This window comes from Arthrobacter agilis, assembly GCF_002953615.1.
GTDB classification, from domain to species: domain Bacteria; phylum Actinomycetota; class Actinomycetes; order Actinomycetales; family Micrococcaceae; genus Arthrobacter_D; species Arthrobacter_D agilis_B.
In genome coordinates, this window is the sequence record NZ_CP024915.1 from 479,233 (window position 1) to 486,952 (window position 7,720).

Annotated in this window: 3 protein-coding genes; all 3 read left to right on the forward strand. The window is 68.1% G+C overall.

Annotated elements, in window-relative coordinates; translation table 11 throughout:
* A partial coding sequence (locus CVO76_RS02355; RefSeq protein ID WP_208740542.1) for an alpha-1,4-glucan--maltose-1-phosphate maltosyltransferase occupies positions 1–1,898 on the forward strand: 1,898 nt, incomplete at its 5' end.
* Positions 1,898–3,664: a maltose alpha-D-glucosyltransferase gene (gene treS / locus CVO76_RS02360; RefSeq protein WP_208740543.1), complete on the forward strand. Its 1,767-nt coding sequence runs from the start codon at positions 1,898–1,900 to the stop codon at positions 3,662–3,664. The genes CVO76_RS02355 and treS, both read left to right, overlap by 1 nt.
* Positions 3,664–7,467, forward strand: coding sequence for a 1,4-alpha-glucan branching protein GlgB (gene glgB / locus CVO76_RS02365; RefSeq protein ID WP_208740544.1), 3,804 nt, complete (start codon positions 3,664–3,666; stop codon positions 7,465–7,467). Before treS ends, glgB begins: the two co-directional genes overlap by 1 nt.
* Positions 7,468–7,720: the final 253 nt, after the last annotated feature.

Consider the following 7,720-nt stretch of genomic DNA (forward strand, 5'->3'; position numbering starts at 1 on the left):
TCGGTGCGACCGTGTTCAGGGAGGGCCACGACCAGCTCGGCGTATCGGCCGTGCTCTACGACCCCCGCGGCAAGGAGGTGCAGCGCGTCCGCATGACGCCGGTGGGGTCCGGACTCGACCGGTGGGCCGGCACCCTGACGCCGCGTGCCAAGGGCCTGCACACCTTCACCATCGAGGGATGGTCGGACCTCTTCGGGACGTGGGAGCACGACGCGACCATCAAGATCGCGGCAGGGGTCGACGTCGAGCTCATGCTCGCCGAAGGCGCCGCGCTGTTCACACGGGCAGCCGAGGAGCGCACCGCGCGGGACGCGACCCTCTTCCGCCGCGCCGCCTCGACCCTCGCCGACACCTCGCAGAGCGTCGAGGCACGTCTCGCCGCCGGTCTGTCGGCGCAGATCCACGAGGCGATCGCACGCCAGCCCATCCGCTCGCTCGTCACCGCCTCCCCGGCGTACCCCATCAACGTCGAGCGCGAACTGGCCGGGCGTGCCGCCTGGTACGAGTTCTTCCCGCGGTCCGAGGGCGCGACCTACGACCCGGAGACGGCGCAGTGGACCTCCGGTACGTTCCGTGAGGCGACGAAGCGCCTCGACGCCATCGCGGCCATGAACTTCGACGTCGTGTACCTCCCCCCGATCCACCCCATCGGACGGACCCACCGGAAGGGACCGAACAACACGCTGACCGCCGGGCCCAACGATCCCGGATCACCGTGGGCCATCGGGTCCGAGGCCGGGGGCCACGACGCGATCCATCCCGACCTCGGGACGTTCGACGATTTCGACGCGTTCGTGGCGCGGGCACGGGAGCTGGACCTCGAGGTCGCACTCGACCTCGCACTGCAGGCAGCGCCCGACCATCCCTGGGTCACGAGCCACCCCGAGTGGTTCACCACGCGGGTGGACGGGTCGATCGCCTACGCCGAGAACCCGCCGAAGAAGTACCAGGACATCTACCCCATCAACTTCGACAACGATCCCACGGGCCTCGCGAAGGAGATCCTGCGGATCGTCCTCATGTGGATCCAGCACGGCGTGAAGATCTTCCGGGTCGACAACCCGCACACCAAGCCCGTGCAGTTCTGGGAATGGCTGATCGCCCGGGTCAACAGGAAGCACCCCGACGTCATCTTCCTGGCGGAGGCCTTCACGCGTCCGCCCATGATGCACGCCCTCGGTCGTGCCGGTTTCCAGCAGTCGTACTCCTATTTCACCTGGCGCAACACGAAGACGGAGCTCGAGGAGTACTTCACCGAGATCAGCAAGGTCTCGCCGTCCTACTTCCGGCCCAACTTCTTCGTGAACACCCCGGACATCCTCACGGAGTACCTCCAGTACGGGGGCCCGGCCGCCTTCAAGATCCGGGCCGTGCTCGCGTCCATGGCCAGCCCGCTGTGGGGTGTCTACTCCGGCTACGAGCTGTTCGAGCACGTCGCCCGCCCGGGCGCCGAGGAATACATCGACAACGAGAAGTTCCAGTACCGCCCCCGGGACTACGCCGCGGCCGAGGCCGAGGGGCGCTCGCTGGCGCCGTTCATCACCCGGCTGAACGCCATCCGCCGCTCGCACCCCGCGCTCGGCGACCTCGAGAACCTCAGCATCCACGGCAGCAGCGATCCCGCGACCGTGGTCTTCGCCAAGCACAAGCAGACGGCGGAGGGCAAGGACACGATCATCGTCGTCGTGAACATCGACCCGCACAGCACGAGGGAGAGCACGGTGTCGCTCGACCTCGCGCGGTTGGGTCTCGATGCCGCGGACTTCGACGAGAACGGCACGTTCCTCGTGGACGACCTCATCACGGGACAGACCTTCACCTGGGGCGAGCACAACTACGTGCGGCTCGACGCCCACGTGGAGCCCGCCCACATTCTCTCGATCAGGAGGCAGCGCTAGTGCCCAACCCCTTCCAGCTCAACGCACCCGGACTGGCCCACGACCCCCACTGGTACCGCAAGGCGGTCTTCTACGAGGTCCTGGTCCGCGGATTCGCCGATGCGAACGGGGACGGCTCCGGTGACCTCTCGGGTCTGATCGACAAGCTGGACTACCTCCAGTGGCTCGGCGTGGACTGCTTGTGGCTCCCGCCCTTCTTCAAGTCCCCGCTCCGCGACGGCGGCTACGACATCTCGGACTACTACGACGTCCTCGACGAGTTCGGGTCCCTGGGTGACTTCAAGCGGCTCGTCGCCGAGGCTCACGCCCGCGGCGTGCGGGTCATCATCGACCTGCCCGTGAACCACACCTCGGACCAGCACCACTGGTTCCAGGAGTCCCGCAGGGATCCCGAGGGCCCGTACGGCGACTTCTACGTCTGGAGCGACACCGACGAGAAGTACCAGGACGCGCGCATCATCTTCGTGGACACCGAGGAATCGAACTGGACGTTCGACCCCGTGCGCCGGCAGTTCTTCTGGCACCGGTTCTTCAGCCACCAGCCCGACCTCAACTTCGAGAACCCCAAGGTGCAGGAGGCGATCTTCGACGTCGTGAAGTTCTGGCTCGACCAGGGCATCGACGGCTTCCGCGCGGATGCCATCCCCTACCTGTTCGAGGAGGAGGGCACCAACTGCGAGAACCTGCCGAAGACGCACGAGTTCCTCAAGCGGCTCCGCGCGATGGTGGACGAGAACTACCCGGGCCGCGTCATCATCGCCGAGGCGAACCAGATGCCGGACGAGGTCGTCGAGTACTTCGGCGACGAGGACGGCCCCGAGTGCCACATGTCCTTCCACTTCCCGATCATGCCGCGGCTCTTCTACGCGCTGCGTGACCAGAAGTCGGCACCCATCATCGAGACGATGAAGGAGACCCCGGACATCCCGGCCGGCGCGCAGTGGGGCACGTTCCTGCGCAACCACGACGAGCTCACGCTCGAGATGGTCACCAACGAGGAGCGCGAGGCGATGCTCGGCTGGTACGCGCCGGATCCCCGGATGCGGGCCAACGTCGGTATCCGGCGGCGCCTGTCGCCGCTGCTCGACAACTCGCGCGCGGAGGTGGAACTGATCCACGCCCTGCTGCTGTCCCTGCCGGGCAGCCCGTTCCTCTACTACGGGGACGAGATCGGGATGGGCGACAACATCTGGCTGGAGGATCGTGACGCGTCACGGACCCCCATGCAGTGGAACCCGGACCGCAACGCCGGCTTCTCCCCGGTGGACCCCGGGAAGCTCTACCTCCCGGTCGTCCAGTCCCTCGTCTACCACTACAACCACGTGAACGTCGAAGCGCAGATGGCGACGTCCAGTTCGCTGCTGCACTGGGTCCGCCAGATGCTGGCCGTCCGCAAGGCCCACCCGGCGTTCGGGCTCGGCACCTACCGCAACGTCCCCGTCGAGTCGGAGCACGTCCTGGCGTTCCTCCGCGAGGTCGATGCCGACAACGCCGAGGGCGAGCCCGAGGAGTCGGTGCTGTGCGTCTTCAACCTGTCGCAGCACCCGGTGGCGGCGCGGATGCGCCTGCCCGAGTTCGGCGGCCGCGGCCTCCGGGACCTGTTCGGCGGTTCGATCTTCCCGGCGTTCGCGGAGGACGGCGAGATGACCCTGACGCTCGGCAGCCACGACTTCTTCTGGCTGCGCGTGCGCTCCGCCAGTTCGAACACGTCATCCCCGCACACGCAGGCGATGCCCGTCATCCCCGTCCCGGAGGCGATCCGATAATGGCGACCCACACCCCCTTCATCCCGGAGATCCTCACCGAATGGCTTCCGTCCCAGCGGTGGTTCCCCGCGAAGGGACGCGAGGTCGCCCTGACGGTCGTCGGCGGGACGGTCCTGGAGGACCCTGCCGGCGCTGCAGGCTTCGAGGTGCACTTCCTGGCGGTGGAGTCCGGACGGCGCACCGACGTCGTCAGCGTGCCGATCAGCTACCGCAGCGAACCGCTCGACGACGCCGCCGGGCTGATCGGGCAGGTCGAGCACCCCGGGCTCGGGACACGCTGGGCGTACGACGCCACCCACGACGCCGATTTCGTGCGCCTCTGGGTGGACTTCATGCTGTCCGAGTCCGGCACCCCTGACGGGCGGCTGACCGGCGTCGTGGTCAAGAAGCCGGAACACCAGGAATCCGGCTCGGCCCAGCCCGTCAAGGTGCTGCAGGGCGAGCAGTCGAACACCTCGGTGGTCTACGGCTCCGGTCCCGGCTCCATGATCGTGAAGTTCTTCCGTGTGCTGGCGGCCGGCGACAGCCCCGACGTGCAGATCAGCGCCGGCCTCACCGCCGGCGGGTCCACGGACACCCCCGACACGTTCGGGTGGGTCACGGGCACCTGGCAGGAAGCCCATGCGGGTCCCGGCCACCACGTGAGCGGGCACGTCAGCGTCCTGCGCGATTTCGTCGAGGGCAGCACCGACGCCTGGCGCACGGCTTCCCTCGCCGCCTCGACCGCCGCCGACTTCACCGCCGAGGCGCGCGGCCTCGGCCGGGCCGTCGCACGGATCCACCGGCAACTGGACGGCGCCTTCGGAAGCCGCACGGCGACCGCGGAGGAGGAGAAGGACTTCAAGGAAGCCCTCGCGCAGCGGATCCGGTGGGCCTGGGAGGAAGCAGGCGACGCCGTCGGCCCACTGGGCGCCGAGGTGGACCGCATCGTGCGGGACATCGAGGTCCTCGAGGACATCCCGCCCCTCCAGCGCATCCATGCCGACCTCCACCTCGGCCAGGTCCTCCAGGCCCCGGACGGCACCTGGCTCGTCATCGACTTCGAGGGCGAGCCGCTGCGGCCCACCGCCGAGCGCAGCGTCCCGGACGTCCCGGTCCGCGACGTCGTCGGGATGGTCCGCTCGCTGGAGTACGCTGCCGCCTCGCGGGGAGCAGCGCCGGTCGGTTCGCCCGAGGCCGCCGTGACCGAGCAATGGTCCGACGCCGCGCGGAAGGCCTTCCTCGACGGGTACGCGGAGGAGTCCGGCGCCCCCGTCGACACCTCGGGTCCGCTGTTCCGGGCGCTCTGGCTCGACAAGGCCCTGTACGAAGTCGTCTACGAGATCCGCAACAGACCGGACTGGGTGGAAATGCCTGTCCGGGATGTCCGACGCGCACTGGGGGCACACCCCGGAGCGGACGCTACGAAAGCAGCTGACATGAATTCTCCGAAGAACCCCGACGAGGGCCCGGCCGAGGAGTCGCTCGCGGCCAAGGCCGCGAAGGCCGCCAAGACAGTGACGGGCACGGCGAAGGCCGTGGCCGAGACGGCGAAGAGTGCGACGGCAGGCCTGAAGGACAAGGTGCGGGAGACCGTCGGGGACACGGCGCCGGATGCGGCCGCCCCGCCCTCCGCCGACCTGACTCCCGCCTCCGTCGATCCCTCCGTGCTGCAGCAGGTCTCGGAGGGCGTCTACCACCAGCCCCACGCGGTGCTGGGTGCCCACCTCGACAGCGACGACGTCGTCACCGTCCGGACATTGCGCCGCCTGGCGCAGTCCGTCGTCGTCGTCACGGGTACCGGCCGTACGGAGCTCCGGCACGAGCACAACGGCATCTGGGTCGGTGCCCTGGCGGCCGAGAATCCCGGGCACGTACCCGACTACCGGCTCGAGGTCACCTACGACGGCGGACCGACGATCGTCGACGACCCCTACCGGTTCCTGCCGACACTCGGTGAGATCGACATGCACCTGATCGGCGAGGGCCGGCACGAGACCCTGTGGACCGCCCTCGGCGCCCATGTCCGCCACTACTCCTCCGTGCTCGGCGAGATCGAGGGTGTGTCCTTCGCGGTGTGGGCGCCCAACGCGCGCGCGGTCCGCGTCATGGGCGACTTCAACGGCTGGGACGGCAGCGTCAACGCCATGCGCGCGCTCGGCAGTTCGGGCATCTGGGAGATCTTCATCCCCGGCGCCGGTGCCGGCACCTGCTACAAGTTCGAGATCCTCGGCAGCGACGGGCAGTGGCGTGAGAAGGCGGACCCGATGGCGCGCGGAACCGAGATCCCGCCGCTCACCGGATCGAAGGTCGTCGAGTCGACCTACGTCTTCGGCGACGACGAGTGGATGCAGGCCCGTGCGGCGAACGACCCCCACAACGGCCCGATGAGCGTCTACGAGGTGCACCTCGGATCCTGGCGCCAGGGCCTGAGCTACCGCGAACTGGCGGAGCAGTTGGTGGAGTACGTCACCTGGCAGGGCTTCACGCACGTCGAGCTCATGCCCGTGGCCGAGCACCCGTTCGGCGGGTCGTGGGGCTACCAGGTGACGTCCTACTTCGCGCCGACGTCACGCTTCGGTTCGCCGGACGACTTCAAGTACCTGATCGACGCGCTCCACCAGGCCGGCATCGGCGTCATCATGGACTGGGTCCCGGCCCACTTCCCGAAGGACGCGTGGGCGCTGGCCAAGTTCGACGGCGGCACCCTGTACGAGCACGGCGACCCGTTCCTCGGCGAGCACCAGGACTGGGGCACGCTGATCTTCGACTTCGGCCGTCGCGAGGTGCGCAACTTCCTGGTGGCGAACGCGCTGTACTGGCTCGAGGAGTTCCACATCGACGGGTTGCGCGTGGACGCCGTCGCCTCGATGCTCTACCTGGACTACTCGCGTGAGGAGGGACAGTGGCGCCCGAACAGGTTCGGTGGGCGCGAGAACCTCGAGGCCATCTCCTTCCTGCAGGAGGTCAACGCGACCGCCTACAAGCGGGCGCCGGGCATCGTCATGGTCGCCGAGGAGTCGACCGCGTTCGACGGCGTGACCAGGCCCACCAGCTCCGGCGGTCTCGGGTTCGGCATCAAGTGGAACATGGGCTGGATGCACGACACCCTCCAGTACATCTCCGAGGACCCGATCAACCGGGTGCACCACCACGGCAAGGCGACGTTCTCGATGGTGTACGCCTACACCGAGAACTTCATGCTGCCCATCAGCCATGACGAGGTCGTGCACGGCAAGGGATCGCTCCTGCGCAAGATGCCCGGTGATCGCTGGCAGCAGCTCGCCAACGTCCGTGCCTATCTCGCCTTCCAGTGGGCGCACCCGGGCAAGCAGCTGATCTTCATGGGATCCGAGTTCGCTCAGGAGTCCGAGTGGGCCGAGCACCACAGCCTCGACTGGTGGCTCACGGAGACCCCCTCCCACAAGGGGGTGCAGGAACTCGTCCGTTCGCTCAATACGATCTACCGGGATACCCCGGCCCTCTATGCGCGGGACAACGAGCCGGCCGGCTTCCAGTGGATCGACGAGAACGACGGCGAGCACAACACGCTGTCCTTCATCCGCTGGGACCACCAGGGCAACCCGCTCGTCTGCATCGCCAACTTCGCCGGGGGACCCCACGAGGGCTTCCGGGTCGGACTGCCGTGGGCGGGGGAGTGGACGGAGGTCCTCAACACCGACTCCGAGGAGTTCGGCGGCTCGGGTGTCGGCAACAGTGGCTCCATCACTGCGCAGGAGGGTGCGCACAACGGGCAGCCGGCGTTCGGCGACGTCCGAGTACCGCCCCTCGGCGTGCTGTACCTGAAGCCGGCCGCATCCTGATGATCGCCGCCTGACCGCAGCCTCCGACAGCAGCGGCGGACCCCCTTCCCGAAGGAGATCCGCCGCTGTTGGCATTCCGGGCGAACCGGTGCTATCGTTTATATCCGCGCTGATGAAGTCATCTGGTCGGCCGACAACCACAGAATCGAAGCTCTCCTCTCGTCCGTATGGATGGGAACGGGAGCGGAGGACATGGGAACCGGCCGATTTGGACAAACGGAGACAGAGCGGGCCTGTTGTTTGAGAACTCAAT

What these genes read in the sequence shown, in the direction of transcription:
- glgB (WP_208740544.1), top strand. Translation starts at nt 3,664, where the DNA reads ATGGCGACCCACACCCCCTTCATCCCGGAGATCCTCACCGAATGGCTT.